General features: G+C 33.0%; 18 protein-coding genes, 2 tRNA genes and 2 pseudogenes. 18 read left to right on the forward strand and 4 right to left on the reverse strand.

Translation table 11 applies throughout. The features are described from left to right. Positions 1–94: 94 nt before the first annotated feature. Entirely contained in the window at positions 95–991 is an 897-nt protein-coding gene (locus ACP3T3_RS08795) for a 3-hydroxyacyl-CoA dehydrogenase (RefSeq protein WP_426479513.1), read from the forward strand. A gap of 90 nt (positions 992–1,081) precedes the next feature. On the opposite strand, the gene ACP3T3_RS08800 is transcribed toward ACP3T3_RS08795, so the two are convergent. Next, complete coding sequence (locus ACP3T3_RS08800) at positions 1,082–2,755, reverse strand: glutamine--tRNA ligase/YqeY domain fusion protein (RefSeq protein ID WP_426479514.1); 1,674 nt, start codon at positions 2,753–2,755, stop codon at positions 1,082–1,084. A 151-nt stretch (positions 2,756–2,906) separates the two neighbouring features. On the opposite strand from ACP3T3_RS08800, the gene ACP3T3_RS08805 reads away from it, so the two are divergent. Continuing rightward, positions 2,907–4,037 (forward strand): alpha/beta hydrolase, encoded by a 1,131-nt coding sequence (locus ACP3T3_RS08805; protein ID WP_426479515.1) that lies wholly within the window; start codon positions 2,907–2,909, stop codon positions 4,035–4,037. 445 nt (positions 4,038–4,482) lie between these two features. Here the strand turns inward: ACP3T3_RS08805 and ACP3T3_RS08810 are convergent, their stop codons facing one another. Then, positions 4,483–5,487 (reverse strand): o-succinylbenzoate synthase, encoded by a 1,005-nt coding sequence (locus ACP3T3_RS08810; RefSeq protein WP_426479516.1) that lies wholly within the window; start codon positions 5,485–5,487, stop codon positions 4,483–4,485. After that, on the reverse strand, positions 5,488–6,504 hold the full coding sequence (fbp, locus tag ACP3T3_RS08815) for a class 1 fructose-bisphosphatase (RefSeq protein WP_109737937.1): 1,017 nt from the start codon (positions 6,502–6,504) through the stop codon (positions 5,488–5,490). Positions 6,505–6,828: 324 nt separating this feature from the next. On the opposite strand from fbp, the gene ACP3T3_RS08820 reads away from it, so the two are divergent. The 4 genes from ACP3T3_RS08820 to ACP3T3_RS08835 all read left to right on the forward strand — a co-directional run bounded on the left by ACP3T3_RS08820 (position 6,829) and on the right by ACP3T3_RS08835 (position 11,616). Continuing rightward, positions 6,829–8,067 (forward strand): aspartate kinase, encoded by a 1,239-nt coding sequence (locus ACP3T3_RS08820; RefSeq protein WP_426479517.1) that lies wholly within the window; start codon positions 6,829–6,831, stop codon positions 8,065–8,067. Positions 8,068–8,089: 22 nt separating this feature from the next. After that, the gene (locus ACP3T3_RS08825; protein ID WP_426479518.1) at positions 8,090–9,931 is read left to right on the forward strand and encodes a lysophospholipid acyltransferase family protein; all 1,842 of its coding nucleotides are present in this window, start codon (positions 8,090–8,092) and stop codon (positions 9,929–9,931) included. Between the two features lie 109 nt (positions 9,932–10,040). Further along, positions 10,041–10,113, forward strand: a tRNA-Phe gene (locus tag ACP3T3_RS08830). 180 nt (positions 10,114–10,293) lie between these two features. Then, positions 10,294–11,616 carry a DUF3472 domain-containing protein gene (locus tag ACP3T3_RS08835; RefSeq protein ID WP_426479519.1) on the forward strand — a complete coding sequence of 441 codons (1,323 nt, stop codon included), beginning with the start codon at positions 10,294–10,296 and terminating at the stop codon, positions 11,614–11,616. A 247-nt stretch (positions 11,617–11,863) separates the two neighbouring features. Here the strand turns inward: ACP3T3_RS08835 and tssD are convergent, their stop codons facing one another. Beyond that, entirely contained in the window at positions 11,864–12,268 is a 405-nt protein-coding gene (gene tssD, locus ACP3T3_RS08840) for a type VI secretion system tube protein TssD (protein WP_426479520.1), read from the reverse strand. A gap of 521 nt (positions 12,269–12,789) precedes the next feature. Between tssD and ACP3T3_RS08845 the strand changes: the two genes are divergently transcribed. The 12 genes and pseudogenes from ACP3T3_RS08845 to ACP3T3_RS08900 all read left to right on the forward strand — a co-directional run bounded on the left by ACP3T3_RS08845 (position 12,790) and on the right by ACP3T3_RS08900 (position 25,101). Further along, positions 12,790–12,862, forward strand: a tRNA-Phe gene (locus ACP3T3_RS08845). Positions 12,863–13,506: 644 nt separating this feature from the next. Then, positions 13,507–14,655: a tyrosine-type recombinase/integrase gene (locus ACP3T3_RS08850; RefSeq protein ID WP_426479521.1), complete on the forward strand. Its 1,149-nt coding sequence runs from the start codon at positions 13,507–13,509 to the stop codon at positions 14,653–14,655. A gap of 520 nt (positions 14,656–15,175) precedes the next feature. Beyond that, positions 15,176–16,003: a hypothetical protein gene (locus tag ACP3T3_RS08855; RefSeq protein WP_426479522.1), complete on the forward strand. Its 828-nt coding sequence runs from the start codon at positions 15,176–15,178 to the stop codon at positions 16,001–16,003. Positions 16,004–16,005: 2 nt separating this feature from the next. After that, positions 16,006–17,004, forward strand: a complete 999-nt coding sequence (locus tag ACP3T3_RS08860; protein ID WP_426479523.1) for a hypothetical protein — start codon at positions 16,006–16,008, stop codon at positions 17,002–17,004. Between the two features lie 487 nt (positions 17,005–17,491). Next, a pseudogene (locus ACP3T3_RS08865) lies at positions 17,492–17,620 on the forward strand (ribonuclease H); the annotation flags it as partial. A gap of 874 nt (positions 17,621–18,494) precedes the next feature. Next, positions 18,495–20,689: pseudogene (locus ACP3T3_RS08870) on the forward strand (TrlF family AAA-like ATPase); the annotation flags it as partial. Positions 20,690–20,971: 282 nt separating this feature from the next. Further along, entirely contained in the window at positions 20,972–21,667 is a 696-nt protein-coding gene (locus tag ACP3T3_RS08875) for a hypothetical protein (protein WP_426479524.1), read from the forward strand. A gap of 29 nt (positions 21,668–21,696) precedes the next feature. Continuing rightward, positions 21,697–22,092: a hypothetical protein gene (locus tag ACP3T3_RS08880; protein ID WP_426479525.1), complete on the forward strand. Its 396-nt coding sequence runs from the start codon at positions 21,697–21,699 to the stop codon at positions 22,090–22,092. A gap of 15 nt (positions 22,093–22,107) precedes the next feature. Next, entirely contained in the window at positions 22,108–22,461 is a 354-nt protein-coding gene (locus ACP3T3_RS08885) for a hypothetical protein (RefSeq protein WP_426479526.1), read from the forward strand. Positions 22,462–22,582: 121 nt separating this feature from the next. Further along, on the forward strand, positions 22,583–23,395 hold the full coding sequence (locus tag ACP3T3_RS08890) for a restriction endonuclease (protein ID WP_426479527.1): 813 nt from the start codon (positions 22,583–22,585) through the stop codon (positions 23,393–23,395). 234 nt (positions 23,396–23,629) lie between these two features. Beyond that, positions 23,630–23,884: a hypothetical protein gene (locus ACP3T3_RS08895; RefSeq protein ID WP_426479528.1), complete on the forward strand. Its 255-nt coding sequence runs from the start codon at positions 23,630–23,632 to the stop codon at positions 23,882–23,884. 2 nt (positions 23,885–23,886) lie between these two features. Next, on the forward strand, positions 23,887–25,101 hold the full coding sequence (locus ACP3T3_RS08900; protein WP_426479529.1) for a hypothetical protein: 1,215 nt from the start codon (positions 23,887–23,889) through the stop codon (positions 25,099–25,101). Positions 25,102–25,571: the final 470 nt, after the last annotated feature.

Genomic DNA, 25,571 nt, shown 5'->3' on the forward strand with positions numbered 1-25,571 from the left:
TAGCCTTTATTTAAACCTTTGCATTAAAGACATAACATTTTTCTCAACAGATATTATCTACTTTAAAAACATCTTTAATTAAAATATAAATCACATGGATTTTAAAAATATAACAATAGCGGGAAGTGGTGTATTAGGATATCAGATTGCCTTCCAGACTGCCTATCACGGTTTCAAAGTTACCGTATATGATATCAATGATGAAGTATTGGAAAAAGCCAAAGGTAAATTCACCGCTTTAAGTGAAGCTTATAAAAATGATTTGGGTGCAACGCAGGAACAACTTGATGCCACATTTAAAAATATCAGCTATTCATCTGATCTTGCTGAAGCAGTAAAAGATGCTGATCTTCTGATAGAAGCTGTTCCGGAAGATCCAGCCGTTAAAACGGAATTCTATCATAAGCTGGCTCAGGTTGCTCCGGAAAAAACAGTATTTGCAACGAATTCTTCTACTCTTCTTCCAAGTCAGTTTGCTGAAGCCACAGGAAGACCTGATAAATTTGTAGCCCTCCATTTTGCCAATGAAATCTGGAAGCACAATACCGGAGAGGTAATGCGGCATCCGGGAACTTCTCAGGAGGTATTTGATTCGCTGATCAAATTTGCAAAAGCGATTGGAATGGTAGCACTGCCAATCCGGAAGGAACAACCCGGATATATTGTCAATTCATTATTGGTTCCGCTGCTTGGCGCTGCTGTCAATCTCTGGGTGAATGAAGTCTCAGATATTGAAACGATTGACAAGACATGGATGGTCGCTACCGGAGCACCAACTGGCCCGTTTGGAATTCTGGATGTTGTAGGAATTACAACTGCTTACAATATTAATAAGCTGGAAGCTGAAGAAACTCAGGATCCTTTAAAGATCAAAGCAGTTGAAAAATTAAAAGAAGAGTATATTGATAAAGGGAAACTGGGAGTATTGACTGGAGAAGGATTTTATAAATATCCTAATCCTTCATATCGCGACAAAGACTTTTTGAAATAGAAGCTTATACTTCAGATTTTAAGCTATAAAATAGTAAAAGCAGAACTCCAAGTGAAGTCCTGCTTTTATTTTATGATCTATTTCTGAAAATTATTCAGGTTTATAAGAGTCTTTCAGCGTTACCGTACGGTTAAATACCAACGTATCATCGGTAGAATCCTGATCTTTTGTAAAGTACCCTATTCTTTGGAACTGTAGCGGTTCCCCAATAGCAACTTCTTTCAGGCCTGGCTCAGCAAAACCTTTCACAGTGGTTACAGATTCAGGATTGATGAAGTTTAAGAAGTCTACATCTTTTTCTGCATCAGGCTGCTCCACGGTAAACAGTTGGTTATAAATTCTTACTTCAACAGGAATAGCATGTTTGGCAGATACCCAGTGTAGGGTTCCTTTTACTTTTCTCAAGCTTTCTTCTGTACCGCTTCCGGACTTACTCTTCTCGTCATAAGTAGCATAGATGGTAGTGATCTCACCATTTTCATCTTTCTCCACTCTTTCAGCTTTGATAATGTAAGCAGATTTCAGACGAACTTCTCCGCCTAATTTAAGCCTGAAAAATTTATTGTTAGCCTCTTCTTTAAAGTCTTCACGTTCAATGTATAGCTCTCTTGAGAACGGAACTTCTCTTGTCCCTGCATTTTCCTGCTCAGGGTTATTTTCAGTTTCCAACCATTCTTCCTTATCCTCCGGATAGTTTTCGATCACTAATTTTACAGGATCTACCACTGCCATTACACGCTTGGCAACCTTGTTAAGATCTTCACGTACACAGAAATCAAGCAGCTGGATTTCGATCAGGTTTTCTCTTTTCGCAACCCCTACTTTTTCAATAAAATTCCTGATAGAAGCCGGAGTAAATCCTTTTCTTCTCATCCCTGAAATAGTTGGCATCCTAGGATCATCCCATCCGGTTACTACTCCTTCAGCTACCAGTCTCTGCAGCTTTCTTTTAGAAGTAATCATATAGGATACATTCATCCTTGCAAATTCCCTCTGCTTGTTTTTAACCCTGCCTTCTTCATAAACCTGATCTAAATACCAGTTGTACAACGGTCTGTGGTTCTCAAACTCCAAAGAGCAAAGTGAATGTGAAACTTGTTCGATATAATCGGATTCACCATGAGCCCAGTCGTACATTGGATAAATTTTCCAGGCTGTACCTGTTCTGTGGTGAGGTTTATTCAAAATTCTGTACATCACAGGGTCACGCATATTCATGTTGGGCGAAACCATGTCGATTTTTGCACGAAGAGACATCGAACCGCTTTCAAATTCTCCGTTTTTCATCCTTTCGAAAAGATCCAAAGATTCTTCTACCGGACGGTTTCTGTATGGAGATTCCACACCCGGTTCTGTAGGGTTCTTTCTCTGCTCGGTAATTACTTCAGAAGGCTGTTCATCTACATAAGCTTTTCCTTCTTTAATCAATTGTACGGCCCAATCGTAAAGCTGCTGGAAGTAGTCTGATGCATACAATTCTTTATCCCATTTGAACCCAAGCCATTCAACGTCTTTCTTGATAGAATCTACGAATTCCTGCTCTTCTTTTTCAGGGTTCGTATCGTCAAAACGAAGGTTTACGGGAGCGTTGTATTTTTCGCCCAGGCCAAAGTTGATGCAGATCGCTTTGGTATGTCCTACATGCAGATAACCATTCGGTTCAGGCGGAAAACGGAAACGAATCTGATCTCTTTTCAGACCGTTTGCCAGATCATCTTCAATAATTTGCTCAATAAAATTGAGGGATTTTTTTTCTTCTTCCATTAAAGTTAGCTTTTATTTTTTAGCAAAAAAAGTTCCACAAAGTTACGGAAAAATAAGCTTTTGTAAAAATGGTAATTTAAAAGCCTTATTGATTGTAATTCAATATTTTTCATTAACTTCGGGAAAACTCTAACCATTTAACCCAACCATCATGGCTGTTTATATCTTAAGCAACCGGAAAATTATCCGGCATAAAGGCGAAAGAGTGGACTCTTTTTCCAATGATGAATACTCAATTCCTAATTTCAGGATCGCTAAATGTGATTTTGACAACTATAAGGACCCTTCCCCACAAACTAAAAATAAAAAAGACTATACTAACAGAAATATCTTAAACTACAAGCTTTTTTCAGAGCCCGAAAAACAGGGTTATGAAGAAGTCTTAGATGTTCTGTTAAGCGAAAAAGGAATAAAAAAATCACCTCTTACAGCCAACCACCTTGGAGGAACCCAGAAAATGTTTTATGAACTGTACAAAAATATGTCTTCCACTAAAGACAGGAGTGATGTACTGATATTCATCCATGGTTATTTATATGATTTTGATGATGAACTAAAAGCAATTATTGATCTTAAGAAAATATTCATTGATAATCCGGACTCTCCTGTAGAGCATATTTTATTTGTTAGCTGGCCCGCTTCAGGCAGTATTATACCGCTAAGCTATTTTGATGATAAGGCTTCCAGTATCAACTCCGGAACATCTCTGATGAGATTATTTTATTTTTACACCCAGTTTTTAAAAGATATTTTTTCCAACCGCGATCTTGCCCCCTGCAATCAAAGGATTCACCTTATAGCCCATTCTTTGGGTAACAGAGTTCTTCAAAGCATGCTGTACAGCCTTAAAAAGGAAAATATTCTTCGTGTTATCGACCAGGTTCTCCTGTTGAATGCTGACGTGAGCTATAAAGTATTTGAAGATGCCGAGGATTCATTTAATAAACTTCCATTATTGGCTAACAGGATTTCCATTTATCTAAACAGACAGGATATTATTCTCGGAGCTTCTCAGTTTACAAAAAATATCCTCACTCCAAGACTTGGTAAAAATGGACCGAGCGGCATTGATCAGTATAAAGATATTGTGTCCGTTATTGATTGTACCTTCGTAAAAGATGATCTTCTGAACAGCTTTAAATATGAAGTGGGAAACCATTGGGGATATCTTTCAAGCTCGCAGGTACAGCGTGATATCTTTCAGAATTTATACGGAATTGACAGAAATCTTATTACGAACAGATCTAAAGATAGTGAAAATATTTTCACAATTATTTCTTAACAAATAATTAAAATAATCCCTAAAAAATGAATTATACGTTAAAATTTAACTAAAATTGATGAGTATGGCACAATGATTGCTAATTCATACACTAGGGAATTACAATTTTTAATTATGGGACAGATTAAAAAAAGGTTTTCTAATATATTAAATTATATAAAGAAAGCTATTTTCGTAAAGGATGTGATTTAATTGTGTAACAACCTCTAAATCAACAAAATATTCGATCTACTACTGCCAGGTCCTCCTACAGACCGGATTAAAAAAAATTCAAATGTTCTGAACAGGAAGGGATTGCAGGTTAAAAACTGAAACCAATTAAATACATATTCAATCAAAGGCAACAGTTGGGATCCTAGTGCCATGTGCTGCAGGTCATGGGCACCGGATTATTGCGGCCAGGCCACATGCCCGAATTCACCTCCTCCGTCATGATTAAACCCAGTTATATTTTGAACCATAACAGTTCATTTCTGAGCTCCAGATCGGATTCAAAATTATTGACAAATAAAGCTCCAGTGCCTAAACCTTGAGGCATTGGATTTTTTTTGGTAAATGTATACTGAGCGATGGCATTCAGTCCTATATTACTTTCTAAAGCCGACGTTATCCACCAGCCTATATTCTGATTCTCAGCAAGGGAAATCCATTCATCAGAACCGGAAAACCCTCCTACCAATGCCGGTTTCAAAATAATATACTGTGGCTGTATTGTTTCTAAAAGTGTTTTCTTTTTTCCTGAATCAATAATTCCGATCAGTTCTTCATCCAATGCAACCGGAGTGGGTGTTTTTGCACATAACTCAGCCATATCAGTCCAATTTCCAGCTTTAATGGGCTGTTCAATAGAATGAATATCAAGATCAGCGAGTTGCTGCAAAACAATAACCGCTTCATCTTTAGAGAATCCTCCGTTTGCATCTACCCGAAGTTCCAACTGGTCTTTGGAAAATTTCTCTCTTAATTTCTGAAGTATCACATGTTCGGATTTCCAATCGACACCGATTTTTAATTTGATGCAATGAAATCCTTTTTCAAGCTTATCCTGAATCTGCTCTTCCATATAGCCCACATCTCCCATCCATATCAGACCGTTGATTGTAATAGCCGCTTTGCCTTCAGTAAATTCACTCGGAAAATAAAGACTGCCTCCATTCTTCAGATTCCGGACAGCTTGTTCATAGCCAAACCAGATTGAGGGGAACTCCCTCAGTTCTTCCTTCAGAAAAGCAGTATCCTGATTGATATTTTCACAGAGCCATTTCAGTTTTTCTTCATAATCGGATCTGTCATCAAAACTCAACCCCCTGAAAAGAGCACATTCACCTACGCCCCTTTTTCCGCCTTCTGAAATAGTCAGGATAAAGGTCTCCTTATCAAGCAAAACGCCGCGAGATGTTCCACTCGGGCGTTTAAATTGCAAAATGTATTTTAAATAAGTTGCTTCCATTTATTTTACGCTGTCAATACGCATAAATTCTTCTGCTTTTTCTACCATTTCTATGCTTCCGCAGAAGAACGGGATTCTCTGGTGAAGCTCCGTAGGTTCTATTTCAAGAATTCTTCTGAATCCGTCTGTTGCTTTTCCTCCTGCCTGCTCTGCAAGGAATGCCATTGGATTGCATTCGTATAGCAGTCTTAATTTACCGTTCGGAGCCTGCGAGTAAGATGGATAGATATAAATTCCTCCTTTCAGCATATTTCTATGGAAATCCGCTACCAGAGATCCGATATATCTTGATGTATAAGGGCGGTCTCCTTCTTCCATCTGGCAATATTTTAGATAATTTTTTACTCCTTGAGGGAATTTGATATAGTTTCCTTCGTTGATGGAATAAATTTTCCCTGTTCTTGGGAAAGTCATGTTCGGATGAGAAAGATAATATGTTCCCAAAGAAGGATCCAGCGTAAATCCGTTGACGCCGTTTCCGGTAGTATAAACGATCATTGTGGATGAACCGTAAATCACATACCCTGCTGCAATCTGATTAATTCCTTTCTGTAAAAAATCTTCCAGCTGTACCGGTGTTCCGGGTTCTGTAACTCTTCTGTAGATAGAGAAAATGGTTCCTACCGATACATTTACATCAATATTGGAAGAACCGTCCAAAGGATCAATCAATACCACATATTTACTTAAATGTCCGTTTTCACCGCATTTAATATCGATAAAATCATCATTTTCCTCAGAAGCAATACCACAAACAACCTCTCTTTGAGACAAAGCCGTAATAAAAATTTCGTTCGCAATCACATCAAGTTTCTGCTGTTCCTCACCCTGAATATTCTGATTTCCTGCAGCACCTGTAATATCCACAATTCCGGCTTTATTTACTTCTCTGTTTACCACTTTCGAAGCCAATCTTATTGCACTTAGAAGACGAGAGAATTCACCTGTAGAATATTGAAAATCGTCCTGTTTATCTATAAGAAATTCTCCTAAAGTCTGTAATGGTTGATTTGACATATTTTTCTTTTTACGTTTTGCCCAAATTTCGGAAAATTTATCGCATTAAGAAAATTTAATTACAAAAGAGATTAGTTGCTGTATTTCAATATGATACAAACCCACCACACCATAATACCAAGCCATCGATGAAAATTATTCGTCCGAATTTGGTACATCAGAGCTATGAAAAATTCAGATTATTTCATTATTTGTTGATTTTAAGGAAATCTTAATTCTATCTCTGCGCCGGGCTATTTCATATCTCGTTGTAAATTTATAATTTTGACGTCCGTAAAAAACTCATGTAACTTTTTATCTAACAATTTTATTTTTAACAATTTAATGAAAATTTTCAAGTTTGGTGGAGCATCTGTAAAAGATGCTGACAGTGTAAAAAACGTGTCCATGGTTCTGAAAAGCCAGGGATTTGCCAAATGCCTGCTGGTAATTTCAGCCATGGGCAAGACGACAAATGAGTTGGAAAAAGTTGTAGAGCTGTATTTCAAAAAAGAAAATTATCAAACTGAAATTGAAAAGATAAAAAGAAAACACATTGAGATTGCGGAAGGACTTTTTCCTGAAAATCATGCGGTTTTTACCGAAATCAATCTCTTTTTTGATGACATTGATTCTTTTTTAAGAAGAAATAAGTCTCCTAACTACAATTTCGTATACGATCAGGTGGTAAGCTGTGGAGAAATGATTTCTACCAAAATCCTGAGTGAATATCTGAATGAAATTCAATTCACCAATCAATGGTTAGATGCCAGAGATTATATAAAAACAGATAATTCATACAGGGAAGGGGCTGTAGACTGGGTAAGGACTGAAGAATTCATTTCAAATCTTAACCCTGAAATCTGCTATGTAACCCAGGGATTCATCGGGTCTGACGACAATAATTTTACGGTAACGTTAGGAAGAGAGGGGTCTGACTACTCTGCTGCTATTTTTGCCTACTGCTTAAATGCTGAAGCAATGACTATTTGGAAGGATGTACCAGGAGTAATGACCGGAGATCCTAGAAAATTCAGTGATGTTACTCTTCTTTCCAATATTTCTTATGAAGAAGCTATTGAGATGGCGTATTACGGGGCAAGCGTCATTCACCCTAAAACATTACAGCCGCTACAGCAAAAAAATATTCCTTTTTACGTAAAGTCTTTTGTAGATCCTACCAAAGAAGGAACAAAAGTAGGTGCTTCTGACAAAAACCAACAGGAGGAATCTTATATTCTAAAAGAAAACCAGGATCTTTTGAAAATCTCTACAAGAGACTTCTCTTTCATTGCGGAAGACCATATGAGCCTGATTTTCGGATATTTATCTAAATATAAGATTAAAGTTTCTCTGATGCAGAATTCTGCGATCTCACTGGCACTGTGCCTTGAGGATAAATTTAATCATATTGATGAGCTCAACGAAGAGCTTCAAAAAATTTTTAAAACCGAAGCAATTAAAAATGTATCTTTATTCACAGTAAGAAATGCGAAAAAGGATCATATTGATAAATTTTACCATGAAAAAAATGTATTATTGGAACAAATTTCCAAGAATACTCTTCAAATGGTAACACAATAATATTAATTGCGACTAAACACACATGAGTTTAATTTCGAAAAACGATCTGATCAAAGCTTCCGGCTTAAACAAAATCGGGTTCCTCAAGAATCCGGTAGCATCTGCTGTGATGAGCATTGCTAAAATAAACCAAGTAAATAAATTATACGATAAATTAAAAGATAAGGAAGGCAAAGACTTTTTCGACTCATTTGTGAGAGAAAGAAACCTAAGCTATGTAGCTTTTGAGGAGGATCTGGCAAAGATTCCGAAAACGGGACCGTTTATCCTGGTTTCCAACCACCCACTGGGTGCTATTGATGGAATTCTGATGTGCAAGGTCTTAACAGAGGTTCGTCCGGATTTTAAGGTAATGGGGAATTTCCTTTTGGAAAAAATCAAACCTATGGAGCCGTATGTAATCGCTGTTAACCCTTTTGAAAACAGAAAAGAAGCTTACAGCAGCTCTTCAGGAATGCGTGAAACACTCAAGCATTTACAAAACGGAGGCTGTGTAGGTATCTTTCCGGCAGGAGAAGTTTCCAATAAGAACAATCCTTACGGAGAAATTTTAGATAAGGAATGGGAAAAAACGGCACTTAAGCTTATCAGAATGGTAAAAGTACCGGTAGTTCCTATGTATTTTCATGCCAAAAACAGCCGGCTTTTTTATCAGGTAGCCAAGCTTCATCCGAATTTACAGACCCTGATGCTTCCTGCAGAAATGATGAATGACAGAGAGAAACCTATCAGAATCAGAATCGGGCGTCCTATTACTGTGAAAGCAATGGATGATATGGAAACGATTGAGGAATTGGGAGAGTTTCTGAAACGTAAGGTTTATATGATGAAATCTTACTATGAAAAAAGAAAATCCCTTGCCCAAAGCATCAACCTTCAGAATTTATCTGTCAAGTTTCCTTTATTGAAGGAAGAAAATATTGTTCAGAATATCATTGATGAAACGCCTATTGAAGATATCATTAAGGATGTTGATAAACTGAGAGGAACTGATAAAATGCTCTTCAGCAATGGAAATTACGAAATCTATTTTACTACTTACGAGGAAATTCCTTCTATTATGAGGGAAATCGGGCGTCAGAGAGAGCTTACTTTCCGTGCAGTAGGTGAAGGAAGCAATCTTCCGTTTGACCTTGATGAGTATGATAAGCATTACCACCATCTGTTCCTTTGGGACAATGGTGAGAAAAAACTGGCCGGAGCCTACAGAATGGCATTGGGTAGAGAAGTTATGAAAAAGTATGGGATCAAAGGATTCTATACAAGCTCTTTATTTGAGTTTGAGCAGGACATTCATCCGTTCTTTAAAAAAGTGATTGAAATGGGCCGTGCCTATATCTGCCAGGAATATCAGCAGAAACCACTTCCACTCTTTCTTTTATGGAGAGGAATTGTACATGTATGCCTGCGAAATTCTGATCATAAGTTCCTTATGGGTGGTGTAAGTATCTCCAACAAATTCTCGGAATTTTCAAAATCACTGATGATCGAATTTATGCGTTCTAATTATTTTGATTCTGCAGTAGCTCAGTATATCACTCCAAGGAATGAATATAAAGTAAAACTTCGCGACAGGGATAAAAATATTTTCTTTGAGGAAATGGAATCTGACCTTAATAAGCTGGATAAGATCATTGATGATCTTGAACCTGAATTGAGACTTCCTGTTCTGATCAAAAAATACATCAAGCAAAATGCTAAAGTAATTGCTTTCAACGTTGACCCTAACTTCAATGATGCGATTGACGGATTAATGTATATCCGAATTAGTGATCTTCCTGAAAACACGATAAAACCGGTATTGGAAGAGATGAGCGAACAGATCAGAAAGGAACAGGAAAATAATCCAGCTGATAATCAGTAAGTTTTTAAATTTATTCAAAAAAAGTACGATGAATACTTGCTTTGTATACTAAATCTTACTACTTTTGCATCACTTTAAAACAACGAAGTAAGTCAAACAAAAATATAATGGTTTCTTAGCTCAGTTGGTAGAGCAATGGATTGAAAATCCATGTGTCCCTGGTTCGATTCCTGGAGAAACCACTTTAAAACCTCTAATTTATTTTAGAGGTTTTTTTGTTCTTTATATTCAGCTCTTTTTCCACGGTATTTTTCTATAATATCGTTTAAAAATATAAAAATTAATCAAAAAATAGGGAATTATTTTTTTTATGTGAAAAGTAAAACTTAATTTAGTATTGTAAACAATATAAAAATACAAATATGAAACTAAATTTATTAGCAGGTACTTTTCTGGGTATCGCTCTGCTTGTTTTTCAATCATGTGCAGAGACTACTATGGCCAACACCGTTGACCCACCTCTAAATGCATCATCTTTCAGGGTTCCCGTTTCCGGAAACTCTTTTTTAACAGTAAAACCTTCAGGAGCCAGCGAAATAATCAACTCCACTAGCTTAACTAGCTGGACCAACTCCAATACTGTTATCAGCACTTATTTCAGGGTGAGTAATACGGGAATAGTAAACATCGGGTTAAAAGCTTCTGTGCCCTCAGGTACGAGTGTTGTAAAAGTAACAATAGGCAACACATCCAAAAATGTTACTTTAACAGGATCGGACTATACAGATTATACAGTTGGCTCTTTTACCATTTCCACTCCGGGCTATGTAAAAGTTGATCTTCAGGGAGTCTCTAGAACTGGTGGTTTCTTTGCGGATGTTTCAGATGTTACTTTCGGTGGAACAGCTTCTACGGGAACCAATATTTACAGTAATGATCCTTCTTACTATTATTGGGCGCGCAGAGGGCCTTCCTGCCATCTGACCTATACCATTCCAACCACCAGTAATGTTAGCTATTATTACAACGAGGTGACAGTTCCTGCTGGAGAAGATAAGATTGGCTCTTATTTTATGGCAAATGGCTTTAATGAAGGTTATTTTGGAATGCAGGTGAATTCTGCTACGGAAAGAAGGATTCTATTCTCTGTATGGAGCCCGTTTAATACAGATGATCCCAATAATATTCCTCCTGATCACAAAATTATACTGAACAGATCAGGCAGCGGGGTAACAATCGGAGAATTTGGCAATGAAGGCTCTGGCGGACAAAGCTATTATAAGTATAACTGGAGTGCCGGACAAACCTATAAATTTTTATTAAAAGGTGAACCGGACGGCAGCGGAAAAACTGATTTTACAGCATGGTTTTTATCTCCGGATACAACAACATGGAAACTGATAGCCAGCTGGAAGAGACCTCAGACCAGCACCTATCTTAAAGGCTTCTATAGTTTCGTTGAAAACTTTAATCCTGAAAATGGATATCAGGGCAGAAAAGCTGAATTCAAAAATCAGTGGGTAAAAACTTCAAATGGCAGCTGGATTGCCATTTCCGCAGCAAAATTTAGCGTCGATAACACTTACAATGCAAAACAAAGGATAGATGCAATGGGAGGAACAAGCGGCAGTGCTTTCTATTTGCAAAATGGAGGATTCTTTAATACAACAGTTGCTCCCGGATCACAGTTTTCTGTTGCACCACCTACGCAGATGCCAAACATCAATCTTTCAACTCTTCCTTAAAATTATGATCTAAATAATCAGCCAGTTACTTTATAAGAACTGGCTTTTTTATTTATACCACACGGTTGATTCGGGGAATATAATTTTCAGAAATCTTATCGGAATCCGAGATAGTTTATTCATAGTGATTAGGTGTTTTTCAAAACTTTATTTTAAATAAACAATCGTTCTGTAAGGCTAAAAAAAGCAGAACAGTATCCCTTAACCGATGTACTGTTCTGCCTGATATTTTAAATTCTGAATGTGATTAAGAAGGCCAAGCCCCAAAGTAAGAAGAATTCCCCAAATCTATCTGTTCTGCACTTACCACAAAACTGATGTACATACTGTTTTCATCTACCGCATCAAAGTCTACTTCATGCTGGATGACATAGCCGTTGTTCCACTTCAGTGTTGTTAAAGTTCCTTCTTCATGAGATTTATTGAAAGTGATCTCTCCTACTGTAGGCTTGTACTTTCCGTTCAGTAAACTTTCCAGGATATCTGATTTATCAGTAGCTTCTACTGTAATTTTGATAAGCGCATTGGAAGGATCTGATGCTACACGCCCTGAAACGTCCGTAGCTCTTGCTACGCTGTAATTAAGCTTTAATAGTTTTTGTCCTTCACCGTTGTTGAATTTTAAAATTCCTCTTGAATTTCTTTCTGCCATGATCGTAAATTTTGATGATTAATATTTTATGATTTTTGTTTTCTATATCACCAAATATAGATGTATTTATATGAAGCAGACTATATTTATCATTAAATTTCAAAAAGTGTCGTACTAATACTACTAACAGTTGTTAGGTAAATTATATACTATAAATCAAGTGTTTATCATTGTATCAAGTGTAAATCACCTATTATGGGGACTGTTTAAAATTATTTAAAGAAAAACAATAGTATTTTCAGTACTGTGATGTGATGAAAATAATCTTTATAAATAGGTCTTTTAAAACCTATCAGATTTCGGGCAATAAAACAGTGCAAAGAAAGGCTAACAGACTAATATTCTGAAAAATATATAAAAACAAGCTACATCAAATCACTGATGACCAATACATTGACGCCAAAAGCAAGCCGTAATAATACTTTTTACAAAAAAATAAATCAAAATACTTGTGCAGTATTATAAAATAGTATACTTTTGCATCACTTTAAAACAACGAAGTAATAAACAAAAACATAAATGGTTTCTTAGCTCAGTTGGTAGAGCAATGGATTGAAAATCCATGTGTCCCTGGTTCGATTCCTGGAGAAACCACAACATTCACGAGTAAAAATGCTCAAAGCCCCTTCGATAGGGGCTTTTTTGTTATCCATAGCTGATTGTTTGTAGTATTCTGAAGCATTCTTTCCCAAGATCGTTCCCCCTATAACGACCCCTTCCAAAAACAAGGGGAAATTTTGAACATAATTTCCAGTTTTGAGTTAAATATGGCACGAAGGTAAAACTTAAAAATTACACGAACTCATGAATTACCATTCCAGAATTTCAATAATTGCGATTCTCCGAACTTCTTTTTCTGATTATTGTTCAATATAAAAAATTCCCCCTGTAAAATCCAAGGGAGAAATTTCTATAACTATATGATTTTAAATACAATATAAAATAAATTCCGATTTCAAGGTACAAATCGACTATTGCTAAAAAATGCTGATATTATAAGCTCATAAGTTCGGATTTCCATTTTTGAGGTATATATCGACAAGAAATTTTTAAAGATTCTTCCAAATTGTAATTTTTTTATTTTCCTATTAAATATACAACCATTTGATTTTCAGTAGTTTAATTTTGATTATTGCTAACAATTTTCTATCTTCGCTCCTTTTTTAATTTTTAGGAGAGTTAATGTAAATGAAAGCAGGAAAAATTTCTGTAGGAATTAAAAATTAAAAAATAATATTATGAAAAAATCATTTTCAATTTTAGTTATCCTAAGAAAGGATAAAATAGGAGTTGACGGAAGATGTCCGATTAATGTTCAGGTTAGATTAAATTCTAAAGTAATTAAACTACCAACAAAACAAAAGATATATCCAGACCAATGGGATAGCAAAACAAAAACCTGTATTGGTAAAGGCTACGGAGAATTGAATGTATTTTTAAAAGACATTACTTTAAAGTTAGAAAAATTTTGTCTGAATAAGATTAATAACAACCAGCCATTAACTATCGATATGATTAAAGAGTATTACAATGGCGTTAATCTTAACTGTTTCTATACGGTATTTGATAAAATGCTCGCAATAAAATCTAAAAAAATTAAAGAGCCTACCCTATATAAATATAATTTGCTTAGAAAATATCTTAAAGAGTTTAAAAAACGTATTGATGTAGCAGAAATAAATTTAATGTTTATCGAAGATTTTGAAGCTTTTTTAAGAAAGAAAAACGACGGTATACATGGAATCGCTAATCATCATAAGAATCTGGACGCTATCATTAATTTAGCCATAAAGCATAAATTAATGGTTGATAATCCTTACATCAACAAGGAATATAAAGAAAAATCCGAATGTTTAGTTTTTCTTACACCAGACGAGCTTGAAAGTTTCATTAAAATAAAAGTCGATCCTAGCTCTGGGATAAAATTAACTAAAGATAGATTTGTATTTGCTTCCTTAACAGGATTAAGATATTGTGATATTAATACGTTGAAGATGGAGAATATTGATTTTAAAACAAAATTCATCACTAAAAAGCAAGTTAAAACTGGTAAACCTGTTAAAATACCTTTGAACACGAGAGCTTTTGTAATGGCTAAACAATATGGTAAAGGAAAGGACAAGGATGAACTTCTATTCCCTACCGTAACTAATCAGAATGATAATACCAGATTAAAAGTCCTGGCGCAAGCTATCGAATTAAATAAAAATTTGACCTTCCACGTTTCTAGGCACACCTTCGGAACGATGATGGTTAATTATTATAATGTTCCGATAACTATTGTTAAAGAAATGATGGGACATACCGATATAAGTATTACCGCCAAATATGCAAATGTTAATACTGATATTATGAAAGAAGCCATGAAGAACAAATTTAAGTTTTAATTGTCTCAGGTTTTAATTAGGGTAACTGCATCTTTAGAAATTGAATTTTTATTTTTAGAGATAGTTACCCTAAAATTTTAGCTATCTTTGTAAAACATAAAAATATGAAATTATAAGAATAAATATTATTGAAATAAAATAGAAATACCGCATTTAGCGAACTAACTCCTGTAATCGAAAAGTCGAAATTTTAAGTGGTACGGGAAAGGTTTGGCAAATGCTCGGGTTTAGGCTCGGGCGTTGCTTTACTTTGTACCACAGGGCTTCGACTCCCTCGATTACGAGTAAAGTTTAACGCTTCGAGCTTTTTTATGCTTATGGGTTTCCGTAAAAAATATTGAGAGTTGAAGCGTATAATTGAACTAAAAAAATTATACTATGAAAACAACATTCTTATTTGTAGACCTACTATCCTTCTGCTTTACCTTCCATAAAACCAATTCTAAAATAAGTAGAATTAGCAAAATAAAATCCTTTGTAAGCTTACTTCTTCAGAAATCCTTAATTAAAAAATATAATTATGAGTGATTTCTCCTTACTGGTTCGGATAAAATACGATGCCTTAGATTCAGAACAAAAACGAATGTTTGATGAAGAATATAAGCGAAGGAAAAAAACCTTTGAAGACGATTATAACAGCGACCTTGCTTTAGAAATATTACGGGATATTTCGATGAAGTTTCCTGATGAGAGTCGTGATTCAAGTGATAAAGACGTTGCTAAAAAGAATGTAAATGACCTTTACATTACTCAAAAAATGCAGTCAGGAGAAAGTTATTCATTTTATATAATCGTTGGTATAATCATATTGTTTAGCGTTTCTGCTTTCTTCTTAAAGCCTGATCGGGCTAAAATGCAGAATGCCATTGTTGATAAAATCTTACTACAAAAACCTCAGATTTTTAAAACGATGAAAAACTTCTTTTTAGGAGAAGAAATGACGGAGAAATATTCCCAAAACTTTATTTCCAATACTCTTTCTAAAAAAGGATATTCCAATCTTGGGATATATGAGGAAGATCTTGTTTTGGTAAGAAAACTAGACTATCGTGACGAGGATTCCAAAGAAAACCTAATCACAGCTTACGGTTTTTTAGGATTTACAAAAGTCCTTTTCAGTGATGAAAATCTTGCAGAAGATAACTTCAGCAACAAACAATATAAAAGTGGCAAAGATCACAATACTCAAAGAGTTGATATAACAAGGGTTGAAAGTTATAAACCTAGCAAGGGATATAATTATTATGAAGAACAATCTGAAAGGAGAGAAAAAAATAACGTATCCCAGCATTCTGAAGCTGAAATTAACGCTCCCAATCAGCAGGGAGATTCAATACAAATCAATTAATCATGAAAAAATTAATAACATTCATTGCATTCATTAATTATGTTCTGTTTTTTAGTCAGAAAAATATTAATCTGGAACTTGCAGAAGCTGAAAAGTATACCAATCAAATAATAGAAAATAATCCCGATAAAATCCTAAGCTATTATAAACTGATTAACGGTACTCTTAAAAAAACTAATCCTAATAATGAGAATGAGAACGAGGACGATGATAGCGAAATCATGATGTCATACAGAATTATTAAAAAAAATGATAAGATAATTTACATCAGCAAATCTGATAGCTTTTGGGGTATGGGAGACTGGAATAGTTCTCAGGATTTTTATTTTGATGAAAAAGGAGTTCTGCTCGGAGCTGTAAAAAAAGAGGACTGGTTTTTAGAAAACAAATGTGCAAGGCAGATCAGATACCGTGGTATTTATAAAAATTATGGAAAGTCCAAATTATATAGGGTTGATAAGTTTTATAACGAAAATGATAAAGAGGTCAATTTAGATTCTCCCAATTGTAAAAAAAGTAAAAAGGACGCATTAGAAAATGCTGAAAGAACTGATAAGATCACCTTCAGAAATTTAGAGGGTTTTATGAAGGCTGAGAAAATTAAATATTATCGGACTGATAAAAATGAAAAAGAAAATCCCTCTATTGAGAACCTTATAAATGGAAGAGGAAAAGAGATAATCCAAAATGAAAATGCAGGTGATCCTTTGGGTGGTGATGGAAACAGTAATAGCAAAGTGGGAATTGACCGAAAATTAATAGGTTATATTCCTGGAACAATGGGAAGAGGAGGAAAACAACCTTCTCATAGTTGCACGGCAAGCGGTTCTATTACTATTGCCTATACCGTAGATAAAGCAGGGAATGTAGTTTCTGCCAGAAGATCGGGAGGGGTTTCAGATTCTTGCATTGTATCAACATCAATCGGTTGGATAAAGAAATATGTAAAGGCTGAAAAAGCCGATGTAAGTTCTACGGGCACTTATAAAGTTACATTTTGATGCTCTCTTCAAGGGCGTATTCATAATTACATTCAAAATTTAGTGGGTTGTGAGGGCTGAAAGAATCAAATATTACAAATAAGGTTTGAAAGGAAAATAAAACAAGTCGAAAGCAAGTAAAAGCATGATATGTTTTACTGATATAACAAGTAATACAGAAGTGAAAATATAAGTCAGAATACGAGAAGAAACAAGTAAGGGGTATATGAAAAGGCTCTATGAAGTCCGAAAGAGGAAAAGCCCTGATACTAGGGAAAATTGCGACTTTTAAGCCTGTTAGATATTAAGCAATACAAGTGAAATGTTTTAAAAATGCCACCCAGCCTATTTTCGGGAAAAACAAATTTATGTTGCGACATCTTTTGTCGTTTCAACGAAATAGATTTGTAAAAGAAATATATTAATTCAAAATACAGGGAAAACAATTATGTATGAATCCTTGATTTTTGTAAATCGTCAGCAAAAAGTAGACACTGTATAGTATAAAAATATAGAACTCTTTGATTTGATTAATAGAGCTATCAAGTGGTTAGAAAATAATGAGTATGCTAATAAAATCCTAAAATGGGAAACAAAAGCTTGGGGCGAAAACCCTGCTGATTTTAGAAGAAAATAAATACTGAAAAATATTTACGGAAACCCGTATTATTATTTCAGTATTTTTTTTTAATTTTTACATTTCTATTAAACTAAAAACTTTAACTATGGGAATTACAAGAGGATCAGAATGGAGAAAATGGGATTTACATGTTCATACACCTAAGACCTTATGTTCAGATTATGGTGGAGATACTGACACAGTATGGGAAAGATATTTTAATGACTTAGAAAGATTAGCTAAAGATAAAAACATTAAAGTTTTTGGAATCAATGATTATTTATTCATTGATGGATATAAAAAGGTTCTTGAATATAAAAATAGCGGTGGTCTTAAAAGTGTAGATTTAATTTTACCCGTTATAGAATTTAGACTTAAAGAGTTTGTTGGCAGCAAAGAGCTTGGACGACTAAATTATCATATTTTATTTGCAGATGAAAGCGTTTTAAAAGTTGACTTAATTGAATCACATTTTTTAAGTGGGTTAAGGGCAAAAGCTAATTTGGATGCTACTACTCCTGATTATCAAAGTTGGGGCGGAGTTATAACAAGAGACAGTCTAATTGATCTTGGGAAACATATAATTGATAATACTCCTGAAGATAAAAGAGGGTCTATGAGTCCTTTAGATATTGGTTTCAATAATCTCAATTTTGAATTAACAAAAATTGAGGATTTATTAGGTGAAGGAGCAGATCCAAATACTTTTTTAAAAGGAAAATATTTTAAAGCAATAGGTAAGGCTGAATGGGAAGATTTTAGATGGGATAGTTCTCCATTAGAAAAGAAAACGGTTGCTAATAGAGCACATTTTATTTTTTCGGCTTCTCCATCTGTTGAAAAAGCTAATAAAGGCAAAGAATCTCTTAAAGCACAAGGAGTTAATGATAGATTATTGCATTGTAGCGATTCTCATGGTTTTCCTGTAGATGAAAATAACACAAAACCAAAAGAGTTAGGACATTGCTTCACTTGGATAAAGGCAGAACCCACATTTGAAGGTTTAAAGCAAATAATATATGAACCTACTGAAAGAATAAGAATTCAAACAGATGAGCCCGAATCTGAAAAATTAGACAACTTAATGATTGAAGAAGTAAGCTTTCAATCATCCGATAATAAATTTACACCTGAAGTTATAAGATTCAATAAAAATCTAAATGTTATCATTGGAGGTAAATCATCAGGAAAATCTATACTACTCTACAAAATTGCCCGAACCTTAAATGCTGAGGTCTTATTAAATACTGCCGATGAAGCTTTATTGAAAAATAATATTTTAAAGTATAGGGATACGGATGATAATAGATTTAAAGATTTATATGATCTATCTGAAGGTGATAGTCATTTTAATTTTAAAATTAAATTATTTTCTGGGAGTGAGCAATTAATTATTGATAGACCTGAACACTCTAGTATTCTTCCCAGTATAAAGTATATTCCTCAAAACCATTTATCTAATTTAGTAGATAAAAGTAGAAAGAATGGAATACACTAAAAAAATTAATTAGAGACTTAATTTTAGAAGATTCAGAATATAAAAAGAAATATAATGATTTTGTTGAAAAAGCGATTAGGAATGATCATCAAAGAGAGCAAGATATAGATTATTATTTTTCGTTGAAAGATGCAATTAAGAAAAAACAAGAAGAGTTATTAACAAGGGGAGATACTAAAGCTCTTGAAGAAGGCATCGCTTCTAACAAGAAAAAACTTGAACAATTAAGTAGTGCCTTTACGCCAGAAGAATCGGAAGAGTATAGAAATTTAAATGAAAGAATGAACCTTCTAAATATTGAAGAAGGCAAAGTTAATTCTGATTTTGATAAAATTAGAACTTTTAACGACGAAATAAAGAGTGTTCTTGGTGGCTTTGTGAATCGCAAGCGTCTCTTGGGTGAATCATTAGAAGTTGAAATAATTAAAACTGATTTTTTACATAAATATAGTTTTATAGATAATTCTTTGAATAATGTTAATGAAATAGAAAATGAAATTAAGAAAAACGAAGAAGGAATCTTTGTTCAAGAAAATATATTTAAAACAAATCTATTAAGAATCAGAGAAGAACAAAACGATATAAAAAATAAATTAAGACCTTTTCTTGAAAAACTTGATAATCAAAAACAGATTGAAACTATTCAAACAAGTATTTCAGAAGACCAAAAAAAGTTAAGTGAAATCCAGCAATTTAAAAAAGAAATTGAGGATAATATTGTTGTTCTTAATGAACAAAAAGAGAAAATTTTTGACGAATTTGAAAAAAACTTTGCACTTTATGCTAAAATCTTAGAGGAATTACAACCTAGAATCATGTTATTAGAAGGGCAAGACGATAAAGTTGATATAATAGGATCTATTAAATATAATTATCCTGAGTTTAGAAAAATGGTTGATTCTATAACTGACGGACGAAGTTTTAATAATGAGGGCTTTGAATATCTATATCAATATGAAAGAACTAGTAACCTAAAAACTGCTCTTTCAGAAGTTGATTTTAATTCTATAAAAAATGACTTAAAAAATCTATTTGAAAAAATTGAAAATAATCCAGGTATACTAAAAGGAAATAATTCAGAAAAAGATGCTTGTAAAAAAATATTAACAGATTTCTTTTTTGATCATTGGGATGTAAAGTCTGATAACGATGATATCCATAAAATGTCTACTGGTAAAGCTAGTTTTGTAATATTAAAATTAATTATCAAACTTAGTAAAGATAATGGACCGATATTAATTGACCAGCCAGAAGATAATTTAGATAATCGTTCTGTTTCAAAAGAACTAGTTGAATATTTAAAGTTAAGAAAAAGAGAAAGGCAAATTATTTTGGTAACTCATAATCCAAATATTGTAGTAAATGCAGATGCTGAAAATGTTATTGTAGCTAATCAAAATGGGCAGAATGATACGGATAGTGAAAGTCCATACAAATTCGATTATATAAATGGTGCTTTAGAAGATTCATTCAAAAATGAAACCTGCAAAGATTTATTAAAAAGTATGGGTATAAGGGAACATATTGCAGAAATAGTCGAGGGAGGTATGGAAGCATTTAAAAAAAGGGAGGAAAAATATGGGTTCTAAATTCTAAGATATTTCTCATAATTTATAGTCCTTAAAGTATCTCAGAGATAGAAAACAATAGACCCCTAGTAGGAGCTTTTTAGATATGAACGATAAATATGTTTTCAAATATCTTGAAAATGCTTCGAAAATCAATTTAAAACTTACTTTAATATAAATAATTCTAATTGATTTTACTGTTTGAAAATATCAATAATTAAAAAACTAGACTATGAAAAAACTGAATGATCAAAGTACGAAGATACAAGATTACAAAAATAATAATTAACAATAGCACTATTAATGAAATCACTACAGGACTATATTAACCGTTTTAGAGAACAATATCCTCATTGGTCAGAGGATGATATAAATAACTATGCAAAAATAATGTATAATAAAATGCTAACTGTTAAACACGGTGACAATATCGTACATCTTGATTATTTTGATGGTTTGATAGTTTCAAATGAAATATTTGAAATTGAAAAATTGCTTGGAGATAGCAAATTAGAATTAAGCAGATTTGATAAAAGTGGAATTCCCCACAATTCAATTGAAGATTTCACATTACAAGTTGCATTATGTATCAATAACCCAATTGTTCAAAATATATTACTCGGTATAGCTGGTAATATTGCTTGGGACTCAATTAAAAAGGCAAGTGTTTTAATCTGGAAGACAATACAGCAACGTCATTGGAATAGTGAAGAACTAAACAAAAAACAAAAAATTAACTTCGGCTTAAAAATTAAGACAAGTAAAAATAAAAGCATAAGTTTAAATTTAGATAGTGGATTGACGGAAGAACTTGTATTAAAAGCATTGGATACATCTCTTGAAGTTGTAAAAGAGTTGAATCAATCTGATAAATCAAAAGGGTCTAATAAGTTGTCTTACCCTTCCGATTTTTACGTCTTTGATAAAGAGAAAAATCTATGGTTTGAAGTAGATATAATGGAAGAAGTAAGGAGAAAACATCTGAACCAAAATTTATAGAAAGACACCAAAATATAAACTATTAAAATATGGCAACAATAACTTTTCGTATAATGGGAATAGACGATGAAAGAAGAATTATGGATTTAATAATGCAGACCGTAAGTCGTGAAGGTAGATATATTCTTAAAATACAAAACAATCCCAATTTTGAGGATTTAATGGCTAATCAATTAGTTCAGTTTAAAGTTTTAACAAGAAAGGTAGTTAAGGGTGTAGATACAACGGAATCCTTTGAATATAATGAAGGAGATAATTTTGCTTCTGCAAAACTTAAAGGTGCTTATAAATGGGTGGAGGAAGAAAAGAAAAGACTTAATCCAGATTACTACATGAGAATGTGGAATAAATTAAGTAGTAATATTCTTCTTGCTGCTGTGATTGGGGCAATTGTCGGAGCATTGCTAACAGCATTATTTAAATAATAAAATGATAAATAGATGAGTGCAGAATTTTATACACAAGCATCAAGATATGAAAATTTAGTTAGAATAGCTTTCGATTGTCCAAGGGGAATGAAAAATGGAGCTGATGTATGTTTCATGAAAAATGCCATGACTATGGAAGATGGAGATACGTCAGCCAAGCATTTAGGAAGTTTTGAAAAACAGTTTGAAAAGGTAAAGAATTATACATCAAAAGCGTTAGTTAAGTTGTCAAAGAAAAAACCGTATTCTGCTGATAAAGATTTTTTTCTGAATTTAGAGAATAGTATAAGTTTTGTAGGAACGACTTCTCAATTAATGAACATTGTAAATAAAGCAATGGATAAAGTTTTAGAGTTGAGAAAATAGAATTTATGATGTACAATAAGAAATATCAAGTTTTTATAAGTTCTACTTATACAGATTTAGTGAGGGCGAGAGCGGAAGCCATTATAGTGGATAATATTTTTATAATAGCAATTTTCTTCAAATGAACGATTTAAATAATAATTTTGAATGGATGAAAAAAATGGCTTCCATTTATGACAATCCACTTCAAAAACAAATGCAATTAATTAACAAGTCTATTGTAAATAATTCAGAATGGTGGGAAAGAATTCATAAAATAAATGCGAGTAGCCCGATAAGTGAATTATCCAAAATTACTATTCCAATCAACGACTATCAAAGCGCTTTTAGGAAAATAGAGAAAAGTTTAAATCAGAACCCACTTAAAGAATTAATTGACAAGTTGCAATTCCGTAGTTATGATTTTGCTAATCTAATAGAAGACTTTAATGATGATGAACCAGAGGAATCATTAATAATTGAGCCTACTGTTAAAAACATAATAATTGATACCAGTTATCAAATTCGAGATATTTTGTTTGAAATTTATCTAAATAATGAGAAGCTGTACAAAATTTCTCCGAGAGAATTTGAAAAAGTTATTGCAGAATTACTTTATAATAATGGTTTTGAAGTTGAGTTAACAAAACAAACGAGAGATAATGGTTTTGATATTTTAGCTTTAAAGCATGTCGATAACTTAAGCCCTATAAAATATTTAGTGGAATGTAAAAGACATAGTCCGCATCGAAAAATCGACGTAGGAATAATAAGGAGTTTTAAAGAAGTTATACAAACTGAGCAAGCAAATAAAGGATTAATAGTAACTACATCCTATTTTTCAAAAGATGCCATCAAAAAACAAAAAGAAACTCCATACTTACTAGACTATAAAGACAAAGACGATTTGATGAAGTGGGTTAATGAATATTGTAATCAAAAAAATTTGATATAAGTCTTGCTTCTAAAGACTGATATAATAGCGTAAACAAGTATTTCGATCAAAAATATTAAGATATTCCGATTTTGGGGTATATATCGAAAGGTGATTTTATGATCGCCTTTTTTCATGTAAAATTTTTATTATTGATAATTAGCGCATTACATTTTTTGAATAATTTTATAAACATAAAGTGGCTATTTTCTACTTTCCAGAGAGTTTATGTTACTGAACATAAAAAAATGTATTATGACAGAAAACATAAAACCCCTTCTCAAACGTTGTTTACGACTACAGGAACGAATTGAAGAATTGGAAATAACCATTCGAGACATCACATTTAATGATATTATCAGCCGTGATGAATTTTTAAAAAAGTACAGCCTTAATAGTAAAACTTTTGATAAATATAGAAAAACTGGATTGAAGGCTTACCAACCCGTAAGAAATGGGAAAATATTTGTAAGTTTAAAAGAATTTGAAAAATTCCTAAAAAAGAAATAATAATGCTTGATGTTTTAAAATTCGATATAGATAATTTAAGAATGGATGAAAATATTCTTAAAACAAAATTTAAAAAAAGAGAATATCCAAAGTTTACAAAATATAAATACAAATTTTATGATTCCGAGTTATTTAGTGATGGAAAAAAAAATACTGAAGAAGAAGCTGATCCTAATAAATCAAAGTCATATAAACAAAGTCATCATTACATTTATTTTGTAATAAAAAATGGACAAAAAGAAGGGAAATTATACTTTAAACAGAATATCCGAAGAAATTGGATTGATTATAAAATAGTAGCAGGTAAAAAAGGGATTGAATATACCGACATTATTCCTCGTAAGCCTTTAATGCCTAGAGTTATGGCTGACTTATCATACTACAACTTTATTAAAATCATAGAATTATATGCTGAGGAGTTAGATATACCTATAAATAGACTATGGGGTGCTAATGTTACACAGGTTGAGCTTGGAGTAAACTTGAAATTTTCTACCAGAATCAAAACTAAAAATGGTTTTGAAAGAATGAGCTTACAAGGTATGCTTTCCTCTTTTGGAACTTTAAAGAATGTTCCTGAGAAAGATACTTACGGCCGAAGCGGAGTACGTTTCAAAGCAGACGCTTTTGAAATAAGTATTTACGATAAATTGAAAAGAATAATTTTTACAAAAGAAATTTTTAAAAATAAAAAGGAGAGCGTAAAGGTTCAAAGACGAAAAAAAATCAACAAAATCAATCATTTTATCCGATATGAATTAAGGGTAAAAGAAGTAAGTTCCTTCAGAAGGGAGAGCTTTGCGGGTAAGTTAGATACCCTGAAGAATATTAAAGATAATTGGGACATTCTTTTAGATTCGCTCTTTGGTACTACTGATGATATTGATTTTGTGGATTTTTTATCCCCAGAAATAGAAAATGATCTTATTTTATCTCAATTAGACAGTAAAGCTAAAGGTCTTTTTTATGATTATTTAATTTATCAGGGAGTAAAAAAAATTGGCTATACAGAATTTATCAGGGACATTATTCCTCTTGTAAATAGTAAAACCAGAAAAGAGTTTCAAGCTGAAGTCGATAAAAGTTATGACAAATTCAGGAATAAGAATCACTATAATACTTCTTATGAAAAAATGTTCTTAGATACTCTTAACAAAAGACTGGACTCATTAAAAATAAAACCTTTATTATATAAGACCTCTATCTATACCTCATAATAAGAATATATACCTAAGACTATAAACTACTAAATACTAAAGAAGGTTATATACTTAGGGCGAAATTTTTGTTTTGGGAATTGCAGGACTATTGATTGTTTAAATTTAGAAATCTTTAATATGAAATAAACCGACTACTCTACAAAATAAGTAATCTGAATGAGCTTGATTAATAAGGCAAATTCCTGCCGTTTTTCGTCTAAAGTATAAATTTACTAGTTCAGAATTTGAATTGAAATTTGATTAGTAAAAAATCGAATCTGAAAATGGGAGTTCCTTTGAACTTACTATCTTTGAAGTCTTAGAGGCAACTCCCATCCTACTTCTGATTATTATTAATCCCGTAAGCTCTTTTGGTAAAGCATTATAAACTGGCTCAATTTGATTTTTAGTAAAACTTACCTTTCAGGATTATTAATTAATTTTTTACCTTATTAATGAGCTTATATTTATAATCGGCAAATAAATCA

Source organism: Chryseobacterium sp. CBSDS_008 (genome assembly GCF_049959325.1).
Taxonomy (GTDB): domain Bacteria; phylum Bacteroidota; class Bacteroidia; order Flavobacteriales; family Weeksellaceae; genus Chryseobacterium.

What these genes read in the sequence shown, in the direction of transcription:
- ACP3T3_RS08795 (WP_426479513.1), top strand. Translation starts at nt 95, where the DNA reads ATGGATTTTAAAAATATAACAATAGCGGGAAGTGGTGTATTAGGATAT.
- ACP3T3_RS08800 (WP_426479514.1), bottom strand. Translation starts at nt 2,755, where the DNA reads ATGGAAGAAGAAAAAAAATCCCTCAATTTTATTGAGCAAATTATTGAA.
- ACP3T3_RS08805 (WP_426479515.1), top strand. Translation starts at nt 2,907, where the DNA reads ATGGCTGTTTATATCTTAAGCAACCGGAAAATTATCCGGCATAAAGGC.
- ACP3T3_RS08810 (WP_426479516.1), bottom strand. Translation starts at nt 5,487, where the DNA reads ATGGAAGCAACTTATTTAAAATACATTTTGCAATTTAAACGCCCGAGT.
- fbp (WP_109737937.1), bottom strand. Translation starts at nt 6,504, where the DNA reads ATGTCAAATCAACCATTACAGACTTTAGGAGAATTTCTTATAGATAAA.
- ACP3T3_RS08820 (WP_426479517.1), top strand. Translation starts at nt 6,829, where the DNA reads ATGAAAATTTTCAAGTTTGGTGGAGCATCTGTAAAAGATGCTGACAGT.
- ACP3T3_RS08825 (WP_426479518.1), top strand. Translation starts at nt 8,090, where the DNA reads ATGAGTTTAATTTCGAAAAACGATCTGATCAAAGCTTCCGGCTTAAAC.
- ACP3T3_RS08835 (WP_426479519.1), top strand. Translation starts at nt 10,294, where the DNA reads ATGAAACTAAATTTATTAGCAGGTACTTTTCTGGGTATCGCTCTGCTT.
- tssD (WP_426479520.1), bottom strand. Translation starts at nt 12,268, where the DNA reads ATGGCAGAAAGAAATTCAAGAGGAATTTTAAAATTCAACAACGGTGAA.
- ACP3T3_RS08850 (WP_426479521.1), top strand. Translation starts at nt 13,507, where the DNA reads ATGAAAAAATCATTTTCAATTTTAGTTATCCTAAGAAAGGATAAAATA.
- ACP3T3_RS08855 (WP_426479522.1), top strand. Translation starts at nt 15,176, where the DNA reads ATGAGTGATTTCTCCTTACTGGTTCGGATAAAATACGATGCCTTAGAT.
- ACP3T3_RS08860 (WP_426479523.1), top strand. Translation starts at nt 16,006, where the DNA reads ATGAAAAAATTAATAACATTCATTGCATTCATTAATTATGTTCTGTTT.
- ACP3T3_RS08875 (WP_426479524.1), top strand. Translation starts at nt 20,972, where the DNA reads ATGAAATCACTACAGGACTATATTAACCGTTTTAGAGAACAATATCCT.
- ACP3T3_RS08880 (WP_426479525.1), top strand. Translation starts at nt 21,697, where the DNA reads ATGGCAACAATAACTTTTCGTATAATGGGAATAGACGATGAAAGAAGA.
- ACP3T3_RS08885 (WP_426479526.1), top strand. Translation starts at nt 22,108, where the DNA reads ATGAGTGCAGAATTTTATACACAAGCATCAAGATATGAAAATTTAGTT.
- ACP3T3_RS08890 (WP_426479527.1), top strand. Translation starts at nt 22,583, where the DNA reads ATGAACGATTTAAATAATAATTTTGAATGGATGAAAAAAATGGCTTCC.
- ACP3T3_RS08895 (WP_426479528.1), top strand. Translation starts at nt 23,630, where the DNA reads ATGACAGAAAACATAAAACCCCTTCTCAAACGTTGTTTACGACTACAG.
- ACP3T3_RS08900 (WP_426479529.1), top strand. Translation starts at nt 23,887, where the DNA reads ATGCTTGATGTTTTAAAATTCGATATAGATAATTTAAGAATGGATGAA.